This is a genomic window from Streptomyces sp. NPDC104307 (assembly GCF_055584045.1).
On sequence record NZ_JBVJMU010000006.1, the window covers coordinates 206,979 to 223,468 of the forward strand.

The window sequence follows — 16,490 nt, forward strand, 5'->3', positions numbered from 1 at the left end:
CGAGCGGCAAGATGATCGCCCTCCAGCGCGTGTCCTAGCTCACACAAGAGGGGTTGAGCTCCCTCAGGGGTAAGCCCGCCACCCCGCGCATACTCCAGCATGCTGGAGTCATGTCCTCCACGACTCGCATCACCGTCTCCCTGCCCAGCGGCCAGGTGGCAGAGCTCCCCAAGCTCACGGACAACGTCTCCGGCTATGTGGCGGAAGCCGTGGCCCGCCAGATCCGGCACCAGCTGCTGGGGAACGACCTCCGCCGGCATGAGGAAGAGCACAGCCCCTTCAGCGACGAGGAAATCACCGAGGCTCGCGCGAAGATCTTCGGCTCCGCCAGCCCTTCCAAGGGCGCGGATGCCACGTGAGCGAGCGCATCGAGACCGTCGTCCTGGACTCGGAGCGGCTCTCGGCCTGGATCGTCGCACCGCCCACTCCCGTGCCCCATCCATGCCCAGCAGAGCGGACTACAGCGGTCAGGTGCGGTCCCCAGAGCCCATAGCTATGCATCCCGGCCCGTGCGAAAACGCAGTTCAGAGCCGCTTCAACGGCCCAAGCGCCGCTGATTCCCAAGCTCAGAGCGCGAGTTCGATTCTCGTCACCCGCTCCATGATGAAGGCCCTGGTCGGAGACCAGGGCATTGTTTGTTGTCCAGGCTGCACGAGTTCTCCCGTGCGACCCACGAACAGCGTCCCGCGTGGGCCCGCCGACTCCTGAGTTCCACCCAATGGGGCGCTGTCCGCGCAAGAGCCGGCCGTCCACCGCCGATGCACACCGAGCCACTTCACGTCCTGTACCGGCCGGAATCAGTCACGGCTGACGGAGCCGCCGGTTCGTACCGTGGATGCCGTCCTGCGCTGTCCGGGAGGGTCGACGGCTAGGAACGGGGGATCCGTGGCTGAGGTGACAGCGCTGTCCGAGCGGATAGCGGAGCAACGGGTCGGTGCCGGTGATCCACGGGCGATGCTGGGCGAGTTGCGGCGAGCGCTGGTGCTGGTGCTGGTGCCGATCGACGGTGGTGGACTGTGGAGCGCGGAGTTCGGCGGTGTCCGCTGGGTCTGTGGGTTCACCGACGAGGCGGCACTGGCCCGGTTCGCACAGGCCCGGGGCACGCTCCATGCGCCAGGGCATGCAGACGGGGCGTGCGAGTTCGCGGAGCTGCGGGGCGCTCGGTTGCTGGACGAGGTCATTTCGGCGATGGGAGTACCCGCGGGGATCGCGGGGATCGCGGGGATCGCGGGGATCGCGGTGAATATCGCCGATCCGGACGGATCAATGTTCTTCCCGCCGGTGACGGGAATCGTGCCGGACGAAGTCGCCGTCGACAGTGAAGCCGCGGCCGGCGGGGAAGGCTCGACGGCTACCCCACGCCGCGGCGGGGAGCGGGAGCGATGAGCGGCGGCGGCACTGGGGATCTCGACGTAGATCCGGGTAGCGTCCAGCAGATCACCAGCGGTCTGCGGGCGGCGGTGGCCGAGCTGAAGGAAGCCGGTACCGGCACCGGAGCGGTCCTGGGAAAGGGGCTGTCGGACCTGTCGATGGCCGGTATGGCGGTCGGCTACTTCGGGTTGTCGGTGGATTTCGAGGACTTCTGCGAGCGGTGGGAGTGGGAGGTTCGGGCTCTGGTCCAGGACGCCAACACGATCGCGGCGGAGCTGGGGCTGTCCGCCGGGGTCCTGCGGGAGGAGGACCAGTACATCAAGGGCACGCTGAAGGTCGTGGTCAACGCCGGCGTGGGCAACCCGAACGCCTCCGAGGACGACGTCGTCAAGCAGGGCTGGGGTGATGTGCTCACGCCGGACTACCTCAGCCCCGACTACAGTCTGGAGTCGTTCGAACGGGCGAGGGACGAGGCCGGGCAGACCTGGAAGGACACCGGGCGGGCGCTGCTGACCGAGGGGAACGGCGGCCGGCGGACCGAGATGATGAACCACTTCGGTCGCCCGAGGAGCGGTCCCGGCAACAGCAGCAGGAAAACGGGGAGTTCGAAGGGCCTCCACGCAGCGTCGAGAAGGATGTCGGAGGCAGTCCGGGCTTCATCGCAGGGATCAGAAAGGGGCTCGCCGCACTCGGCGAGGGATAGGCATGCGAAGCAATCCTCGGATGCGGGAGATCCTGCGGACGACAGAGGTCTCCGACCTGACGGATGAGGACATTCCTCCCATGTTCCGTGAGGTCGCGGAACATGGGTGGTCCGTCACCGCCTCCGGTGGAAGGGTGCTGACCGACCTCCGCCCGGAGACGTCCAGCACCTACACCGACCGACTCGCGGAGGAAACAACGATCAACGGGAGAGGAATGACCGACTACGACCTCCCGGCCGCACCACACGAACGTACGCCCCTCCTCGTCCGACGCTGCATGGCGTACGTGTGCGCCTGCCTCCGGAAGGCACACGAGAATTTCGGCGACACTCAGGTGAAGGCGTATGTCTCCCTCTCCTTCGCCGATACCGAAGAGGCCCTCCTCACCTCGAACGTCACCTTCTGCACCCCGCTTCCCGACGTTCGCCCCTACATCCCGGACGTGGAGGCCGTCACGGACGCGGCCGTCGCGGAAATCACGCTGGAGGACTGCTCAGCTTGGGTGTGAGGGTCCCTCGGCCTTGGCCTCCTCCACTCGTGCCCCATCCGTGCCCAGTCGGACTGACAACGGCGGTGAACTCGGGTCCCGCGAGACCACAACAAAAGCACCTGTTGGTGACGTATCAGCAGGCCAGGGCGCACAGGGCAACCGTAAGCACCCAGTAGGGCACCCTTCGGACAGCTCGACACCCACGTGAGCCCTGCTACCGGCGGGGCACCGAACCGCTGGTGCCGCCGTTGAGCACGGCAGTGGATTCAAGCAGCAGTTCGCTCAGGGCCGACGGCATGGTGATCATGCAGTCGTGTCCGGTCGGCAGTTGCCGTATCCGTGCCGGGGAGCCGTTGGGCTGTGTCGCGCGGACGGGCCGTCGCACGATGCCTTCCGGCGTTGCGCCGACGCAGTGGATGTGCGTACGCGGAACCGCGTCCAGGGCGGGGTTGTCCAGCCGGACCGGTTGCCGCAGGCAGTCCACCGGCTGGTCGGAGAGGGTCGCACGCAGCCATGCGACGTCCGCCGGGTCGGTGACCCCGAACAGCCCGAAGGGCGGAGGCATCTCGGGCAGCGGGGGGATGCGCCAGCCGTTGTCGGACTCGGCGGCCAGGTCGATCAGGTTCTGGCTCATGGGCTGCACGTCGACGGCCGTCTCGCCGTGCTCCGGGACCATCGCGTCCAGGTACACCAGATGTGCGATCCGTTCCGGCGCCTCGTTGGCCACGGACGAGATGACCAGCCCCGCGTAGCTGTGGCCCACGAGCACCACCTCGCTCAGGTCCTCCTCGTGGATCAGCTTCAGGACGTCCTCGACGTGCGTATCGAGCCCCACCTCGGGGCCGAGCAGGTGTGCCTTGTCGCCGTAGCCGGTCAGCGAAGGCGCGAACACGCGGTGTCCGGCCGACTCCAGCAGCGGGACCACCCGCTCCCAGCACCGACCGCTGTGCCAGGCACCGTGTACCAGCAGAAAAGTTGCCATGAGGGGAAGTCTTCTTACTCTTCGGGGCGTGGAGGCACGGGAGCATTACGGTTCCTGTTCGTGCCTCGGTACTCTTCAGGAACCGTAATCATCGTGCTGCACCTACCGCATCCCGATCAATAAGGCACATTTAGGTGCCCCGGTTCTCTGGAGGTAACCATGAGCGGCGCAGCGGGCGGCGAGTCGCGGGCGGCGCGGGCGACGGACCCGTGCCAGGCCCGTGAAGTGCTCGGCATCGTCGGCGACAAGTGGTCGCTGCTGATCGTGCGCAACCTCAGCCAGGGGCCACGCCGTTTCACCGAACTCAAGCGGGCCGTCGACGGGATCAGCCAGCGCATGCTCACCGTCACCCTGCGCGACCTGGAACGCGATGGGATCCTCACCCGGACGGTCCTCAATGTCATGCCACCGCACGTCAGTTACGAACTCACTCCGATGGGCAGGACCCTCCGCGAAGCCACCGCGCCCCTGCTGGAGTGGAGCATCACGCACCTGACGCACATCGACGCCGCCCGCTCCGCGTACGACGCCCGCCCCGACACCCCGCCCGCCTGACCTCGGCCCCTGTTCCGTGAAGTCGCGCTAGCGTGCAGGCCAATGCGGGTTCGGCGTGCCGTCGTCGCTCATGTGCGCCCGCTTCCAGATCCCCTTCCAGTTGGACTGGGTCTCCGGGACGAAGCGGTGGCGCTGCCCGCAGGGGCATGGCGCCAGCACCCGCGCGCACCCACGGCACCGCTCCACCCAGGCGTGCCCGGTCGAGCTCGACACCCGCGAGCTCTCGTCCCCGCAGGCGGGGCAGCCCGGGAGATCGGTGCCGTCCATGATCGCGTTCTGTCGCCGGACGTACTCGGGCAGCCGCAGCGACGGATGGCGGAACGGGTCTTCGTACCAGGCGCGGTCCGGGCCGTCCCAGCTGCTCCGCAGCCACCACGGTCGCGGGTTCGGTACGGCCCGCCGCCCCGCCCGTTTCTGCGCCCGGCGTTGCGCGGCGTATTCCTCCGCCCGCGCGAGCCAGAGGACCCGCGCCTCATGCAGTTCCTCCACCGCCCGCACCAGCGCCTCCGGGTCCGCCTCCAGCCGCCGGGGGATCGCGGCGCTGAGCGTGAGGTGGTGGTACGTCGCCCGGAAGCCGTACGGAGCGAAGAGGGTGACGCAGGTCCGCAGCGCGCTGTGCCGGCGACGGAGGGGGAGGCGGGCGTCGCGCACGTGCGCCCGTTGGGTCAGGAAGCTGGTCACTGTTCGGGCTCCAGGTCCAGTGCCCGTGCCAGGGCGGCCGTGACGGCGGACGCGTGTGCCGGCAGGTGTTGTTCAGCCCAGGTTCCGGCAAGGTTGAGGAAGTCCTGCAACTCCTGCTGGGCGCCCGCGACGAGCCCGCGTACCTGGTCCGCCGGCAGCTCGACCGCCGGGCCGGCGTCCGGCTCATCGGCGTCGAGCGTCAGCCGGACGATGTCGCCGACGCGTTCGGCCACCGAGGACGGGTCGTGGCCGAAGTAGGAGCAGCCGGTGCCGTCGAGCACGTTCAGCCAGTCCCGCCAGGTCTCCAGGCCGTTGCAGCAGCCCGGCTCGACGAAGACGGTGTCGGTGGTGGTGTCGGTCACCCGGAACCCTCCTGCAGCGAACAGGTCAGGCATGGTGAGCAGGCCGTGCAGGAATCTGCCGAGCGGGTCGGTCGGGTACGGCCCGTGCTTCTCCCCCGGCTCGAAGTGGCTCCAGGCGGCGATCCGCATCACCGCCGTGCCCACCTCGGCCGGAGTGAGCTTCCCGTTCAGCGCGAGGTAGCCGCACGACTCGTGCTCGTCAACCGGCCAGAGCGCGAAGTCGTCGGCAGCAAAGGTCTCCAGAACGGGTCGCATCACCATCACATGGGGATGATGCAGGACCCACTGCTACACCGCCACGGGCTTTCAGCTGCCGCACCGGACTCGGAGCGGGCCCGACCCTTCCACGGCGCCCTGCAGCGGCGCAGCTGCCTCGGGTGTGTGTCGTCGCGGGCGATGTGCGCATGTACGAGCCCGACGCGATGCTCAACGAGCCCGATCCGCTCGGATGCCCCTGGGAGGAAATACGGTGGTACTCGGGTAATGGAAAATCGATGTCCCGAATCCGGACATTTCCTGGATACAACCACCTGGGCCCAGAGGGGGATGGACTATCAAATGACAGATGATGAGGAACGTACGCGAGCCGCAGAAATCGTCGCAGCGGAATGGAAGAGTGTCCTCGATTCCGGAAGCGAACTGATCGACCCGGCCATGCCACGGGCAGCGCATGTGAACCCTCGCCTTCGGGAACTGTTCCCCGTTGTCAGCCACGGCGCCCTGTACCTCAGCCGGTGCATCCGCTTTCCGCGGATGCACGACGTGGGCTCCCTGTTCCCCCGCGGTGGCGGCGGGTTCGTGGTGATCCGCCAGTCCGACGGCATCACCCTCGGCGAGACCGAGACGGTGGAGGAGGCGATCGACCTGATCGTCGCCACCCTTCCCGAAGGATGTGGCCCCGCAATCAACGGAACAGCTGACGACCTGTGACCACCGTAGGATCATTTCCTGTGGAGCCCCGAAGCCCACACAATTCTGCGAGAAATATTGACCGTCTCGACATTATTGACAATCCTCCTGTTCGGGCCCCGTCAACATAATGAGCCGATACTCCTACTGCAGGATCCTGGTGGCTGGGGTTACGGTCGCCGAAGCTCAAAGCCTTCTCGGCGGTCTCTTCGAGGGAACCTTCGAGCGGCGCACGCCGACTGTGGGCGACTTGGAGATCGAGGTGCGCCGAAACCCTGATGCCCGGAACGACGAGGAACCGTCGAACGACTTTGTCCAGTGGCCCGTCCAGATCGAGACGGATTCGATGACACCGCGCGGGGAGGCGGCTTCGGTCGAGGCCGCATCCCGCATTCTCGAAACTCTGTGGGGTGCGCAGACACGGGCCGTCGCGGCATGCGACTTCGAGGATGAACTTCCGTGGAAGGGCGGTATCCAGCTTCTGCGGCCGTCCAAGTCCAAGTGAAGGGCCTTGCCGTGCCCCGCTACTCGTTCGGGCCGCGCTCGCCTGCCTCGGGTCCCGACCGGAAGCCCGGCCGGAACGGGGCGGCAGTAGCTGGTGTGCGGGGCCGACGGAACCGGGTAACGTCTTTGGCATGTTCTTCCAGACGGCCATCTTCTTCCAGACGCCGATTTACGAGTGAGCGCGTGACGGGCTCCCGCTGACGTCCCCCGATGTCGCCGTGCCCGTCCCCCACCGATGAATCCGTAGATCACTTCACACCATTCCGGGAGAACCCATGACCGTGAGCAAGAACATCAACAATCCCGTAGGCATGGGCGGCGGCCAGCGCAAGAGGCTGTCCCGCGCCGAACGGCAGAACAACGGCCCGCACCGCAACCTCGACCGCAAGGGTGCCGCCGACCAGAAGGCGGAGCTGGTGCGCAAGATGCGCGAGAAGACCGGCGGAGCCGAGAGCGCGGCCGAGGACGCGGCCGAGAGCGCCGGGCAGGCGGGCGACGACTCCGCACAGAGCTGACGCGCCGCCGCAGAGGTCGACCGGGTGGGCAGCCCCACGCCGTGACCGGGTACGGCTGCTCAGAAGAGGTCGTACGGGCGCTGCCTCACGCGGTCGTAGATCCGGCGCAGCCACGGCTCACGGACGGCGGGCAGACGTGCCAGCGTGTGGAGAAACACCTTCCGGTCGGGCTGGAACAGCACGTGAGGGTACGGCGGCAGGGGGTCGTCGCGGAGGACTCCGTCGGGCATTCCGCCTGTCGCGGGGATCGGCAGCGGTTCGCGGGGGAAGGCCATCCCCTGCCACACATCGGCGTCCACCGGCACGGCCTCCGCGCCGCCCTGCGGCTGCCACGGTTCACCCGTACGCGGATGCCGTGGGACCAGGGCGATGTCAGGAACGGGACCCGTGTCCGGCAGACCCGGTCCGGCAAGGGCCACGCTCTTCGCCAACGAACGCGACGGACCTCGGGGAAGTAACGGTGCCAATGGCCCCGATGGGCCCCGTGAAACCGACGGTGCCGATGGACCCGGCGGTGCCGATGGACTCCACGGTGCCAATGGAGCCGGCGGGAGCAGCGTTTCGAGTGCGCGGCCGAACGTCTGGGCGGCGAGGCCGTCAGGGACCGATACGGGAGCGCCCGCCGAGGCCGCCAGCAGGTGTGCCAGCGCCGCGCCGGCCGCCGCCGTCCACCGAGGGCTCCACTGACCGGACGGCTCGACCGGCGGCGTGGATTCCCACTCCCGCGCCGGTGCCTCCCGCTCGGGGCTCCCGCCCGTGGGGTCCCCGGCGGGAACGCGGCGTACGGCGCCCGGCGCGAGCCACACCGCCTGCCACAGCGAGCAGTCGTCGATACGGGTCGCCACCGGCTGACCGCATCGGGCACACGCCAGGTTCGGGCCGTCCCGCCCGTCCAGCCCCAGGCAGTAGCCGTCGCACCGCTCCGGAATCAGGACCGTGCCCCGTGTGTCGCCGGGTGCGACGACCACCGCCCCCGGTGCGCCGAAGGACAGCGCGTGGACCGGTGCGAAAACGCCGCGGGCTTCCGCTTCCTCCGGCAAGAGCTCGCTCCACGGCCGCCACGGCGGACCGGAGGGCTCGGGATCGGCGGCGTACGTACCCGGATCCATCAGCGCGGGAAGCATCTCGTGTCCGTACCGGTGGTGGGCGCGGGACGGAAGCGCGACCCGCGTCACCGGGGCCGTCAGCACCTCACCGCACCGCGCACACGCGAACACGTCAGCCATCGCCCGTCCCTCTCCCCCGTCCCCGTTCCGTCCCCGCACATCAGGATCATTCCGGGTCGGCACCCGTTGGCCAACCGGCTTTCCCGGCGCCGACCCCGAAGCGATTATTGACCGATCGTTCTGTATTCGTCTACGGTCTCCGACGTGGCCAGGACCAAGGAATTCGATCCGGACGCCGCGCTGCAGTCGGCCCTTGAGCTGTTCTGGCGGCGCGGCTACGAAGCGACGTCGATCGCCGACCTCGTCGAGCAGCTCGGCATCGGTCGCGCCAGCATCTACGCCACCTTCGGCAACAAGCACGAGCTGTACCTGAAAGCCCTGGACCGGTACGCGGAGGAGCGTGACCCGCTCCTCCTCTCCGAGCTGTCCGAGCCGGGGCCCGCGCTGCCCGCCGTGCGCGCGGTGGTACGCCGCTTCGCCGCGGAGGCCACCTCCGCCCCGGACCGGTCGAACGGCTGCCTCATCACCAACACGGCCGCCGAACTGGCCCCGCACGACCCTGCTGCGGCCCGCCGGGTCGAGATCAGCTGGGAACACTTCGAGACCCTGCTGCAGTCGTCGCTCGCACGGGCGCGGGCCCAGGGCGAGCTGCCGGAGGACCGCGATCCGCGCGCGCTGGCCCGCATGCTGCTCGTCCTCATGCAGGGCGTGAAGGTCGTCGGCAAGACATCCGGCGATCCCGCCCGGGTGCGGGACGCGGCAGAGCAGGCCCTGACCCTGCTGGACCGGAACACCAACGCCTGAGCCCTCCGCGCGGCCAAGTCACACACCGGAATCCACCCGAATCCGCGAGCCACCTCCCGCGCGCCCAGATAATGGAACGAGCGGTCAAAAACCCATCATCTCCACCATTCCAAGGAGTTGCCGAACAATGAACCGCTTCACTGGCAGGACCGCGCTCGTCACCGGTGCGGGCTCCGGCCTCGGGCGCGCGATCGCGCTCGCCTTCGCCGCCGAGGGCGCGTCCGTGGTTGCCGCCGGGCGCACCGCGGCCTCCCTGGACGAGACGGTCGGCCTCATCGGAGCGGCCGGCGGCACGGCTGCCGCCGTCACGGCCGATGTCACCGACTCGGACCGGCTCCGGGGCCTCGTACACGAGAGCGTCGCCCGCTTCGGCGGGCTCGACATCGCGGTCAACAACGCCGGGATACTCCGGGGCGCCGTTCCTGTCGGGGAGGTGAGCGAGGAGGACTGGGACGCGGTACTGCGGACCAACGTCACCGGCGTCTGGCTGGCCATGAAGCACGAGATCGCCCACATGAAGGAGAACGGTGGCGGGGTCATCGTCAACATCTCCTCCAACCTCGGCGCGCACCTGCGCATCCCGAACCTCGCCCCGTACATCACGTCGAAGGCAGCGGTCTCCGCGCTGACCCGCGCCGCCGCTCTCGACCACATCCACCAGGGCATCCGCATCAATGCGGTCAGCCCGGGTGCTTCCGCCGCCCCCATGTCGCTGCTGCCGGGCGAGACCGAGGCCGACCGGACCGAGCGGGTGAAGTCGCAGAACCCGCTCGGCCGGGTCGCGGAGGCCGAGGAAGTGGCGGCTGCCGTGCTCTACCTCGCCTCACCCATGGCCGGCGCGGTGGTCGGCACCGACCTGGTCGTCGACAGCGGGGCATCGGCCTGACGGGGCTTCTCCCGGCGGGCGTCCCTGACGGCACGGCAACGGCAACGGCACGGCAACCGCACGGCTCGTCCCGGCACGCGCCTTGACCTCAAGTGCGGTTGATGCGTGAGAGTCGACGTCCATGACACGCTTCCTGGACCTCGTCCGCCCTGCCGCCGGAACAGCCCTGCTGAGCGAGTGGCTCACCGGGACCGCCGAACGATCCCGCCTGGCCGCCGACACGATGGCGGGCGAGTGGGCGGCGGCCGGGACGCCTTCCGGGCGGCTGGCCCAGCACGTCTTCCTCTCCACCGACGGCACCGGTCTCCTCTTCTACGCACAGTGGACCAGCGATGAGGACCACCTCGCCTGGGCCCGCGCCCACCGTGCCGGGGCCGTCAGCCGCATCGACACGCTCGTGCCCGGCATCGAACGCCCCGGACTGATCCGCACCCGGCTCACCCGCAGCGTGGTTCACGACGCGGATCGGCCGGTCGGCGTCTACGTCGTCAGCACGGTGGCGGCAGAAGACGACGTCGTGGAAGCCACCGTCGCCCCGGTGCCGGGCCTGCTCGCCGCGCACGTCCACCTGACACCGGACGGTGAACAGGCCGTGGTCGTCACGGAATGGACCGACGCCGCCGCCCATGAAGCCGCCGCCCGCGACGCCGCCTCCTCCGGTGGCGTCGGCTACCGGAGGTACACGCTCCACCGCGCGTTCGAGGATGACCGCCGTGAGTCCGTAGACCCGAAGGGAGTTCCTGGCTCGGCGGGTTGAGTCGTGTCCGCCGGCTCTGCGGGCGGCGCCCGCTGTCAGTGCCCTCTGCTGTGATGGCGGAAGGGATCGACGACGTACAACGCGGAGGCGGAACAGTGGGTACGTGGGGCGCGGGCAACTTCGACAGCGACACGGCGGCGGACCATCTCGCGGAGCTGGCCGAACGGCTGGTCGCCGAGGTGACGCAGGCGATGGGCGGCGATCCGGTGGAGCTGGAGCCGGACGAGTACTGGGGCGTGGCCGTCCCCTGCAACCTTGAACTGCTGCTCGTCCTGCACCGCCAGGACTGGGCGGGCGTGACCCTCCCGCCGCCCGAGGTGATCCGGACCTGGCGGGAGATGTTCCTCGCGGTGTGGGAGCGGACGATCGACGGACTGGAGCCGAAGCCCGCGTACAAGGACGCGCGCAGGGCGATACTCAACGAGACGTTCGAGCAGCTGGCCGACGCTTCGGCAGCAACAGCGGCAACAGCTGCGGCGGGGTAGCGGCCGCCGCTCCGTTGGCGGACGGGCCGTCAGTCCGAGGTCACGACATGTCCGGTTCCCTACCGATGGCGCCGGCCGCGCGAAGCTCGTCGCCCAGGTCTCCGGTGAGAATGCGGGGGTGTCGTCGCCACCACCACAGATCGGGGCCGGGCAGGCGGTGGATGCGGTCGAGGGCCTGGCCGTCGTCGTCGACGGTGGCGGCCTTGTACCGGTCGTCCAAGGCCTTGATCCTCGGGGTCAGGAGCTGGACGATGTGATCGTCCAGCAGGAGCCATGCCTCGTGCAGCCAGTTCCGGCTGTAGAGGTCGTTGGTGTACTCGTAGATGTCGTGCGCGTAGCCGCGCTCGATGGCCCCCACCAGGGCGGCCCATGCCTCCACCATCTCGGTGGCCGTGAACGCCTTCCGCCAGCCGCGCCGGTGCAGCAGCTCCCCTGCCTCCGCCTCAGTAGCCACGCTGCGAGGCTCTCATGCCGGAGGCCGGATCCGGACCGAAGACCCTAGGTGAAGCACGCCAGGATCATCGGCAGGTCCTGGAGCCACTGCTTGAGGCGGCTCCGCCTGCGGGCGGCCAGCAGGCACGGGTGGGCCGTGCCGTCGTGGAGGTGGACGACGATCCTGAGGTGCTTGGGGCCCTCGGGCGCGTACTGGACCGTTGCGATCTCGTCCCAGCCGAACTGCAGCGACCTGAACCGGAAGTCGATCGTCACGCCCATTTCGTCGATCATGAGCGCGCTGTCCGGCGCGACCGCCAGGAAAGCGAGGTCGTCGGCCGGCGGCGCCCATCCGTTCCCGGTTCCGCTTCCGTAGCCGTTTCCGTTCCCGGTTCCGCTTCCGTTCCCGGTTCCGCTTCCGTAGCCGTTTCCGTTCCCGTATCCGTAGCCCGCCGGGGTCTGATGCATCGGGGCGGGGATGTGCGGCGCATGGGGCGGCGGAGGGGGGATGGCCACCGGCGGGGAGTACCGCGCGGTGGCCGGTGCGATCAGGTCCAGCAGGTGCCCCAGCGTCGGCCGTTGGTCCGGGCTCTTCGCCAGGCACGACGCCACGACCGGGCGCAGGCCGTCCGGCACGGCGGTCAGGTCAGGGGGCTCGTGCACCGAGCGGTACATCATGCCCATCGGCGTACCCGCCCCGAACGCGCTGCCGCCCGCCGCCGCCACGAGCACGGCGCCCAGGGCGAACACATCGGCGGCGGGGCCCACTTCCTGGCCCTGTGCCTGTTCCGGCGCCAGGAACCCCGGGGTGCCGAAGGCCATTCCGGTGGCCGTCAGCCGGGGTGCCTCCAGCGCCCTCGCGATGCCGAAGTCCAGGACCCGCGGGCCGTCCGAGGCCATGATGATGTTTCCGGGCTTCAGGTCGCGGTGCACCAGTCCGCAGCGGTGGATCGCCTCCAGCGCCTCGGCGAGGGCCGCGCCCAGCTGCCGCAGCCGTGCCTCGCCCATCGGCCCCTCGGCGTCGAGCAGTCCGGCGAGCGTCGGGCCCGGTACGTAGGCGGTGGCCAGCCAGGGCGCTTCCGCCGCCGGGTCCGCGTCCACCACGGGTGCCGTGTGGAAGCCGCCCACGCTGCGCGCGGCCGCGACCTCGGCGCGGAACCGCTCCCGGAAGTGCGGGTCGGACGCGAGCTCCGGGCGCGCCACCTTCACCGCCACCGCGCGGCCGCCCCGCGAGCGGGCCAGGTAGACGGTGCCCATCCCGCCGGCGCCCAGCTCCCGCTCCACGGTGTACCCGCCGATATGTTCCGGCAGGCCCGCACCGTCCGCCCCATACCTCATACGCTGTACGCCCCTCCCCGTCCGGCGCCCCAGTATGACTCAGGGCACCCCGCCCCTCACGGCTGTCCCACCACGACGGCGCGAACTGCCGGGGCGGGGGCGGGCGGACCGCGAGGGGCGGATGTAACGTTTTCCGGCGCAGCTCCCAAGAAGAGGTGTAAGCGATCGCATCTTCCGATCCGTCCTGAGGAGCCATCCGTGCCAGCGGACCGTACGGCAGCACCACCCGCACGTGACCCGGCGGGTTTCGCCGCGTTCTACGAGCAGCAGTTCGACGCTGTGCTCGGGTTCGTCACCCGCCGCGTCGACAACCCCCACCTCGCCGCCGACCTGACAGCGGACATCTTCGTGGCCGCCCTGGAGAGCGCGCACACCTACGACGCGCGGCGCGGCGTACCGGTCGCCTGGCTCTACGGCATATCCCGCAACGTCCTGAGCGCCCACTTCCAGGGCAGCGTCCGGGAGCAGCGGGCGGTGGCCCGGATCCGCGGGCACCGGCTGCTGGACGAGCAGGACCTCGGTGCCATCGAGGCACGGATCGACGCCGACCGCGCCGCCCGGCACATGGCGTCGGCCCACGCCGCGCTGTCGGAACCCCTGCGCAGGGTGCTGGACCTGGTCGCCCTGGACGGGCTGACCGTCCGCGAAGCGGCCCAGTCGCTCGGCATCACCGTGACCGCCGCCCGGGTACGGCTGCACCGCGCCCGCAAGGCGCTGCGCGGCACCGTTCCGAGCCGTCCCGCCCACCGCGAAGCCCAACGCGAAGCCCAACGCGAAGCCCACAGCGAAGCCCTCATGGAGGCCGCACAGTGAACGCCCCCCTGCACTTCAAGGAAGAGCTCGCCCGCGAGCTGGCCGACCACGCCGCCACGCTGCCCTCCTCCACCGTCACCGTCCGGCACGCCCCGGTCCGGCACCACTCGCCGCTCCGCCGGGTGGCGTTCACCGCGGGCCTCGCCGCCGTCGGCGCCGCGGTGGTGGCCGCCCTGCCGTTGCTGTCCGGCCCGGATGACGCCACACAGGCCGCTCCGGCACCGCACGCCTCCGCCACCCAGGAATCGGGCTCGGGCATCGCGTCTCCGACACCGCACACCGGCGAGGGCACCCGCCTCGACGTCACCAACGCCGATTACGCCGTGAAGTCCGGACCGGGCGGCACGGTCTCCGTGCAGTTGTTCCGCCGCAAGGGCGCCCCCGGGCTCCAGGCCACCCTGCGCAAGGCCGGCGTACCCGCCGCCGTCATGACGCCCTCGGCCTCGTGCCACGCCACGTTCCACAGCGACCACGCCAACCTCAAGGCGCTCGACAAGGTCCTTCCGAACGACGAGGTGAAGCGGAACTCCCGCGGGATCTACCACGTGATCAATCCCGCGGCGATCCCCGAGGGAGATCATCTGGTCTTCATCGTCACGTCCGGCGGACCCGACCTGCAGATGGTGGAGGCCACCCTGTCCCGGCAGGTGCCCGCGTGCCTGCCGGCCGCATAGCGAAATGCGGCGGGCCCCGCACGAGGGGGAACTCGTGCGGGGCCTTCGGGGAAGCGGCGGGGCAGACATACGGGGCTCGGGGCCGGGGCTAGGGCGTGTCCGCAGGGGCTCAGAGCTTCAGTGCGGGAGGGCTTCGGCTGCTACCGCACGGGGAAGCCGAAGGTGTACCCCTGCTCCTTGAGCCAGGGCAGCACCTCGCGCAGCGCGGCGAGGGTCTCTGCGCGGTCCCCGCCCGCGTCGTGGAAGAGGATGGTCGGCCCGTTGGAGATCTCGCTCTTCACGGTGGCGACGATCGCGGCCACGCCCGGGTGCTCGAAGTCCTTGGTGTCGACGTTCCAGCCCAGCGGCCGCATCCCCCGGGACGCGGCGAGGTGCCGGCTGTACGGGGTGAAGGCGCCGCCCGGGGCCCGGTAGTACTGCGGCCGGACACCGCCGGACGCCTTGGTGATCATGCGCTCGGCGTCCAGGATCTGCTGGGACTGGTAGGCCTCGGACTTGTGGTCCATGGCGGTGTCGTGCGAGACTGTGTGGTCGCACAGCCGGTGCCCGCCCGCCACGACCGCCTTGACCAGGTCCGGGTGGGCCTGGGCCTGGGTGCCGACCATGCAGAACGTGGCCTTGACGCCGCTCTCCTTCAGGAGCTGGAGCACCTGCGGGGTCCAGGTCGGGTCGGGGCCGTCGTCGATGGTGATGTTGACGCCGCGGGCGCCGCGGTCGGAGGCGTGCGCGATGCCCTCCGCGACCTTGCCGGCGGGCCCGTTGGCCGGGGCGCTGGCCCGCGCCTGCGGCTGCCGCCCTCCGGTGGTGTCGGCCTGCGCGGTCCACACCGAGGTGGCCGCGGCCACCGCCGTCACTCCGAGTGCCGCCGCGAGAAGCCTGCCGTGCCATCCCCTTCCCTTGTGCTTCGCCATGTCCGCCCACCCCTTTGTTGTCTTCGCCGATGCCCTGCCTGCCCTGCGCTGCCCCTATGAAGACACATGAACGCCCCGGCAAGATCCCTCCGTTACGGACCGCGGACAAAGCTGCAGGGGGGCGGCGACATACGCAGGCGATCCGCGACAGGTCCACGGGTCCCGAGAACCACGCAAGGCGCCTGCGAGGAACCGGACATGGCGGGCCGCGCCGCACCGCCCCGGCCTGTCCTACCGGTCCGGTAGCGTCGTTGGACATGGCAACCGAAGAGTTCTCCCTATCCAACGAACGGGACGCCCTGGTCGGCTTCCTCGACAAGCAGCGCGCCGGTCTGCTCCGGAAGACCGAGGGGGTGTCCGACGCGGACGCCCTCCTGACGCCGACGGTCAGTTCGCTGTCCCTGATGGGTCTGCTCAAGCACTCGGCGCTCTGGGAGCGCCGGTGGTTCCAGGTCATCGTCGCGGGGCGAGTGCTCCCCGGTGAGTGGCCGGAGACGGCGGAAGAGGGCCGGTTCGACGAGGACTTCCGTGTCGACGAGCGGGACACGGTCAAGCACTGGACGGCGTACTTCGAGGAGCAGGCGGCCATTTCGAGGGAGATCGCCGCGGGCCTCCCCCTGGACGCTCCGTGCGCGCACCCCGACCTCTCGGACCGGAATCTGCGCTGGGTCCTGCACCACATGATCGAGGAGACAGCCCGGCACGCGGGCCATGCCGACATCATCCGCGAGACGATCGACGGACGTACCGGGATCTACTGACGTTCCGTCACATACCAATGCACCGGCAGCTTCCGGCTGGGCGCCGGAACCCGGGCCGCTGCCCGAGCCCCGCCGCGTTCCGTACCGGCTCAGCGGAAGGTTCCACCGAACCAGGCCAGCAGGCGCGGCCTCGCGTCGCAGTCCGGGAGCGTGTCGGCCGCCAGGTGGTCGCTGTACCGCACGGTCCTCGGCGGCCCCTCGCACCGCGACGGCAGGACGGGCTGCCCCAGGTACCAGCCGGACGCGAATACGGCAGCGATGACGGCGGCGGCTCTCGCGCCGCGCGGGGTGATCCGAGCGGGTATCGGCAGGGGCATGGCGGACGAGCCTACCGGCCGGGGTGTTCCCCCTCGCCCTCGGAACGCCTCAAGGCCCGCCCGGGGGAGCCCC

The 16,490-nt window shown here is 70.0% G+C and carries 23 protein-coding genes; 15 read left to right on the plus strand and 8 right to left on the minus strand.

Annotated elements, in window-relative coordinates; translation table 11 throughout:
* The first annotated feature begins 110 nt into the window (after window positions 1–110).
* The 4 genes from ACZ601_RS18260 to ACZ601_RS18275 all read left to right on the plus strand — a co-directional run bounded on the left by ACZ601_RS18260 (window position 111) and on the right by ACZ601_RS18275 (window position 2,583).
* The gene (locus tag ACZ601_RS18260; protein WP_469538928.1) at window positions 111–359 is read left to right on the plus strand and encodes a hypothetical protein; all 249 of its coding nucleotides are present in this window, start codon (window positions 111–113) and stop codon (window positions 357–359) included.
* Between the two features lie 526 nt (window positions 360–885).
* Window positions 886–1,386 carry a hypothetical protein gene (locus tag ACZ601_RS18265; RefSeq protein ID WP_469538930.1) on the plus strand — a complete coding sequence of 167 codons (501 nt, stop codon included), beginning with the start codon at window positions 886–888 and terminating at the stop codon, window positions 1,384–1,386.
* Window positions 1,383–2,141, plus strand: coding sequence for a hypothetical protein (locus tag ACZ601_RS18270; protein ID WP_469538933.1), 759 nt, complete (start codon window positions 1,383–1,385; stop codon window positions 2,139–2,141). Before ACZ601_RS18265 ends, ACZ601_RS18270 begins: the two co-directional genes overlap by 4 nt.
* Window positions 2,095–2,583 (plus strand): hypothetical protein, encoded by a 489-nt coding sequence (locus tag ACZ601_RS18275; RefSeq protein WP_469538936.1) that lies wholly within the window; start codon window positions 2,095–2,097, stop codon window positions 2,581–2,583. Before ACZ601_RS18270 ends, ACZ601_RS18275 begins: the two co-directional genes overlap by 47 nt.
* A gap of 196 nt (window positions 2,584–2,779) precedes the next feature.
* Here the strand turns inward: ACZ601_RS18275 and ACZ601_RS18280 are convergent, their stop codons facing one another.
* Window positions 2,780–3,547, minus strand: a complete 768-nt coding sequence (locus ACZ601_RS18280; protein WP_469538939.1) for an alpha/beta hydrolase — start codon at window positions 3,545–3,547, stop codon at window positions 2,780–2,782.
* Window positions 3,548–3,706: 159 nt separating this feature from the next.
* On the opposite strand from ACZ601_RS18280, the gene ACZ601_RS18285 reads away from it, so the two are divergent.
* On the plus strand, window positions 3,707–4,102 hold the full coding sequence (locus ACZ601_RS18285; RefSeq protein WP_469538942.1) for a winged helix-turn-helix transcriptional regulator: 396 nt from the start codon (window positions 3,707–3,709) through the stop codon (window positions 4,100–4,102).
* 27 nt (window positions 4,103–4,129) lie between these two features.
* Here ACZ601_RS18285 and ACZ601_RS18290 read toward each other — a convergent pair whose 3' ends face one another.
* Complete coding sequence (locus ACZ601_RS18290; protein WP_469538945.1) at window positions 4,130–4,783, minus strand: hypothetical protein; 654 nt, start codon at window positions 4,781–4,783, stop codon at window positions 4,130–4,132.
* The gene (locus ACZ601_RS18295) at window positions 4,780–5,406 is read right to left on the minus strand and encodes a hypothetical protein (protein ID WP_469538949.1); all 627 of its coding nucleotides are present in this window, start codon (window positions 5,404–5,406) and stop codon (window positions 4,780–4,782) included. The genes ACZ601_RS18290 and ACZ601_RS18295 overlap by 4 nt, the downstream gene beginning before the upstream one ends.
* A gap of 297 nt (window positions 5,407–5,703) precedes the next feature.
* Here ACZ601_RS18295 and ACZ601_RS18300 point away from each other — a divergent pair, with 297 nt between their 5' ends.
* The 3 genes from ACZ601_RS18300 to ACZ601_RS18310 all read left to right on the plus strand — a co-directional run bounded on the left by ACZ601_RS18300 (window position 5,704) and on the right by ACZ601_RS18310 (window position 7,073).
* The gene (locus ACZ601_RS18300) at window positions 5,704–6,075 is read left to right on the plus strand and encodes a DUF6193 family natural product biosynthesis protein (protein ID WP_469538952.1); all 372 of its coding nucleotides are present in this window, start codon (window positions 5,704–5,706) and stop codon (window positions 6,073–6,075) included.
* Window positions 6,076–6,184: 109 nt separating this feature from the next.
* Complete coding sequence (locus ACZ601_RS18305; RefSeq protein ID WP_469538955.1) at window positions 6,185–6,559, plus strand: hypothetical protein; 375 nt, start codon at window positions 6,185–6,187, stop codon at window positions 6,557–6,559.
* 274 nt (window positions 6,560–6,833) lie between these two features.
* Window positions 6,834–7,073 (plus strand): DUF6243 family protein, encoded by a 240-nt coding sequence (locus tag ACZ601_RS18310; protein WP_469538957.1) that lies wholly within the window; start codon window positions 6,834–6,836, stop codon window positions 7,071–7,073.
* Window positions 7,074–7,132: 59 nt separating this feature from the next.
* On the opposite strand, the gene ACZ601_RS18315 is transcribed toward ACZ601_RS18310, so the two are convergent.
* Entirely contained in the window at window positions 7,133–8,299 is a 1,167-nt protein-coding gene (locus ACZ601_RS18315; protein ID WP_469538960.1) for a hypothetical protein, read from the minus strand.
* 144 nt (window positions 8,300–8,443) lie between these two features.
* Here ACZ601_RS18315 and ACZ601_RS18320 point away from each other — a divergent pair, with 144 nt between their 5' ends.
* From ACZ601_RS18320 to ACZ601_RS18335, 4 genes are all read left to right on the plus strand, one after another.
* Entirely contained in the window at window positions 8,444–9,043 is a 600-nt protein-coding gene (locus ACZ601_RS18320; protein ID WP_469538962.1) for a TetR/AcrR family transcriptional regulator, read from the plus strand.
* Between the two features lie 127 nt (window positions 9,044–9,170).
* Window positions 9,171–9,929, plus strand: coding sequence for an SDR family NAD(P)-dependent oxidoreductase (locus tag ACZ601_RS18325; RefSeq protein ID WP_469538964.1), 759 nt, complete (start codon window positions 9,171–9,173; stop codon window positions 9,927–9,929).
* Between the two features lie 121 nt (window positions 9,930–10,050).
* Window positions 10,051–10,686, plus strand: a complete 636-nt coding sequence (locus ACZ601_RS18330; RefSeq protein ID WP_469538967.1) for an antibiotic biosynthesis monooxygenase — start codon at window positions 10,051–10,053, stop codon at window positions 10,684–10,686.
* A 95-nt stretch (window positions 10,687–10,781) separates the two neighbouring features.
* The gene (locus tag ACZ601_RS18335; RefSeq protein WP_469538969.1) at window positions 10,782–11,171 is read left to right on the plus strand and encodes a DUF4259 domain-containing protein; all 390 of its coding nucleotides are present in this window, start codon (window positions 10,782–10,784) and stop codon (window positions 11,169–11,171) included.
* A gap of 40 nt (window positions 11,172–11,211) precedes the next feature.
* Here ACZ601_RS18335 and ACZ601_RS18340 read toward each other — a convergent pair whose 3' ends face one another.
* Together ACZ601_RS18340 and ACZ601_RS18345 are read right to left on the minus strand one after the other, a co-directional pair.
* Window positions 11,212–11,625 carry a hypothetical protein gene (locus ACZ601_RS18340; protein WP_469538972.1) on the minus strand — a complete coding sequence of 138 codons (414 nt, stop codon included), beginning with the start codon at window positions 11,623–11,625 and terminating at the stop codon, window positions 11,212–11,214.
* A gap of 44 nt (window positions 11,626–11,669) precedes the next feature.
* Entirely contained in the window at window positions 11,670–12,941 is a 1,272-nt protein-coding gene (locus tag ACZ601_RS18345; protein ID WP_469538975.1) for a serine/threonine-protein kinase, read from the minus strand.
* Between the two features lie 198 nt (window positions 12,942–13,139).
* Here ACZ601_RS18345 and ACZ601_RS18350 point away from each other — a divergent pair, with 198 nt between their 5' ends.
* Both ACZ601_RS18350 and ACZ601_RS18355 read left to right on the plus strand, forming a co-directional pair.
* Window positions 13,140–13,754: an RNA polymerase sigma factor gene (locus ACZ601_RS18350; RefSeq protein ID WP_469538977.1), complete on the plus strand. Its 615-nt coding sequence runs from the start codon at window positions 13,140–13,142 to the stop codon at window positions 13,752–13,754.
* Complete coding sequence (locus tag ACZ601_RS18355) at window positions 13,751–14,428, plus strand: hypothetical protein (protein ID WP_469538979.1); 678 nt, start codon at window positions 13,751–13,753, stop codon at window positions 14,426–14,428. The genes ACZ601_RS18350 and ACZ601_RS18355 overlap by 4 nt, the downstream gene beginning before the upstream one ends.
* 140 nt (window positions 14,429–14,568) lie before the next feature.
* Here ACZ601_RS18355 and ACZ601_RS18360 read toward each other — a convergent pair whose 3' ends face one another.
* Window positions 14,569–15,339 carry a polysaccharide deacetylase family protein gene (locus ACZ601_RS18360; protein WP_469538982.1) on the minus strand — a complete coding sequence of 257 codons (771 nt, stop codon included), beginning with the start codon at window positions 15,337–15,339 and terminating at the stop codon, window positions 14,569–14,571.
* 257 nt (window positions 15,340–15,596) lie between these two features.
* Here ACZ601_RS18360 and ACZ601_RS18365 point away from each other — a divergent pair, with 257 nt between their 5' ends.
* Window positions 15,597–16,100, plus strand: coding sequence for a DinB family protein (locus ACZ601_RS18365; protein WP_469538985.1), 504 nt, complete (start codon window positions 15,597–15,599; stop codon window positions 16,098–16,100).
* Window positions 16,101–16,189: 89 nt separating this feature from the next.
* Here the strand turns inward: ACZ601_RS18365 and ACZ601_RS18370 are convergent, their stop codons facing one another.
* A complete protein-coding gene (locus ACZ601_RS18370; protein ID WP_440574067.1) occupies window positions 16,190–16,417 on the minus strand; it encodes a hypothetical protein in 228 nt (75 codons plus the stop codon).
* Window positions 16,418–16,490 lie beyond the last annotated feature (73 nt).